This window comes from Candidatus Phytoplasma sp. AldY-WA1 (assembly GCF_020312115.2).
Lineage (GTDB): Bacteria > Bacillota_I > Bacilli_A > Acholeplasmatales > Acholeplasmataceae > Phytoplasma > Phytoplasma vitis.
Genome location: NZ_JAHRHX020000081.1, coordinates 1 through 2,133 on the forward strand (window position 1 = coordinate 1; position 2,133 = coordinate 2,133).

General features: G+C 22.8%; 3 protein-coding genes. All 3 read right to left on the bottom strand.

Going from position 1 to position 2,133, the window contains the following annotated elements; genetic code table 11:
- Nucleotides 1–784 (bottom strand): hypothetical protein (locus KTO59_RS04055; protein ID WP_284928778.1); only part of this gene is annotated, 784 nt, incomplete at its 3' end.
- A 274-nt stretch (nucleotides 785–1,058) separates the two neighbouring features.
- The gene (locus KTO59_RS04060; protein WP_445083524.1) at nucleotides 1,059–1,298 is read right to left on the bottom strand and encodes a DUF2963 domain-containing protein; all 240 of its coding nucleotides are present in this window, start codon (nucleotides 1,296–1,298) and stop codon (nucleotides 1,059–1,061) included.
- Entirely contained in the window at nucleotides 1,249–1,857 is a 609-nt protein-coding gene (locus KTO59_RS04065) for a DUF2963 domain-containing protein (RefSeq protein ID WP_284928780.1), read from the bottom strand. Before KTO59_RS04065 ends, KTO59_RS04060 begins: the two co-directional genes overlap by 50 nt.
- Between the last annotated feature and the right edge of the window lie 276 nt (nucleotides 1,858–2,133).

Here is a 2,133-nt window from a genome sequence, read left to right on the forward strand (position 1 = left end):
ATTCATGTTTTTCTTCTTCATCTTCATGTTCTTCTTCTTCATCTTCATGTTTTTCTTCTTCATCTTTTTTTACTGTTTGTTTTGTTTTTACTGTTTTTTGTTCTATATTTCTTGTGGGTTTTTCTTCTAATGTTTTTTTACATTCTGCTATTGCTTGCTTAATTTCTTTTTCTGGATTTTTTGCTGTTTGTGAAGATTTTATTCTTTTGTTTAAATCATTTATAGCTATTGTATAATTATGAAATGTTTGGTTCGCAATTTTTGATTGTTCTATTATAGATTCTGTTATTATTTTTACACATTCTGCTTCTTTATTTGTTAATGTTGTTATAGATTCTGTTTTTCCTTCTAAAATCTCTAAACCTATTTGTCTACATTTTTCCATTTGTTCTGGTTCGAAATTATATTTAGTGTTTATATCTAGACCTAATTCGTAATTTTTTCTGTACATTTCATCAGATTTTTTAATTAAATTTATACCCATGTCATCAAATAATAATTTGACATCTTTATTTTTGCATTTTTCTAATATTTGTTCCGATTCTGTTGATGCTTTAATCAATTCTTTTTGTTTGTTCTTTGATATAGTTGACTCCTTAAAAGATTCTTTTGCTAATTGTCTTAATTGTTCTTTAACTGAATTGTCCTGTGAATCATCAACTGTATTTTTGTTATCAGCACTGACTTTAATAAATGAAAAATTTAAAATCATTAAAATAAATAAAATAGATAAAAATAATAAATTTTTTAAATTTATTGTTTTTTTATTTAAAATTCCTGTCATTTATGTTTATCCAATATCTTTTTAAATTTAAGTTTAAGTTAAAAAAATTTTAACTTTCCGAAATAATAAGTTTAATTTTTTTATTACTTAACTAATTTAATTCTATTTTAAAAAAAAAAAAAACAATTTATATGTGTTCGCGGTGTTATAAAAAAATGTAAGTGCAGACGTTTATTTTATTTTTTATTTGTTTTTTTGTATTTTTCATATTATTTTTTTTCCATTCCGTCAGGGTTGTAGAATGTTGTTTTAACTAATTTTTGTTTTCGTTGTATTAGTTGATTTGTTTGATAGTTTTGCCGTCGTCTTGGTAGAATTTTGTTTTAACTAATTTTTCGTTTTCGTTGTATTCGTGAATTGCCGAAATAGTTTTACCGTCGTCTTGTATAATGTTTTTAACTAATTTTTCGTTTTTGTTGTATTCATTGATGTACAAAATAGTTTTATTGTAGGGACAATACGGTTTAGTACCATGTTGTTTTAGTTTCTTGGCCGTTTTCGTTGTATTCGACAATAAAACTAATAGTTTTGCCGTCGTTTCGGTATGATGTCATTTTAACTAATTTTTCGTTTTCGTTGTATTTGTTAATAAAAATAATAGTTTTGCCATCGTTTTGGTATGATGTCCTTTTAACTAATTTTTCGTTTTCGTTGTATTCGTCAATAAACATAATAGTTTTGCCGTCGGGTTGATAGAATTTTTCTTTAGTTTTTTGGCCGTTTTTGTTATATTCTTCAATTTTCCGAACAGTTTTGCCATCTGGACGGTAAAATATTTTTGGTTTTTTTTCTTCGTTTTTAATTAAATTTGGATTTACAACTTTTGGTTCTATGATCGATGTTTTTGACGTAACTGAGTTTTCGAATACATCTTCGTCTTCGTCATCTTTTAATTCTTCTACATCATATTCAGCTTTTTTTAAATCTTTTTTATTATAATCATAAATAAAATATGTTGTAATTATTAAAATTAGTACCGAAATTATTGTCAAAATAATTTTTTTATTATATCTGATAAATTTATAAATTTTATACATGATTTTAATATTATTAAAAAATTGTTTTAATTTCATTTTTTTATATTTTTCCTTTAATCGAGTATTTGTATTTCTCGCTTTTATTACAAACTGGTTGTACTTTTATAAATTTTTGTAAATAAATTCATTTTTAATACCTATAAAGACTAGTTAAAACAAACTAGTCTTTTTTTATAGAAAAGATATTTTAAAAATATGCAGAGTTAAAAAAACATTTACATTTTTTTATAACAGTAAGACTATTAATTAATAATAATTAAGATTATAAAACAAAAAAAAAAAAAACAATTTTAATATTCAGTTTTTTTGTTT

What these genes read in the sequence shown, in the direction of transcription:
- KTO59_RS04065 (WP_284928780.1), bottom strand. Translation starts at nt 1,857, where the DNA reads ATGAAATTAAAACAATTTTTTAATAATATTAAAATCATGTATAAAATT.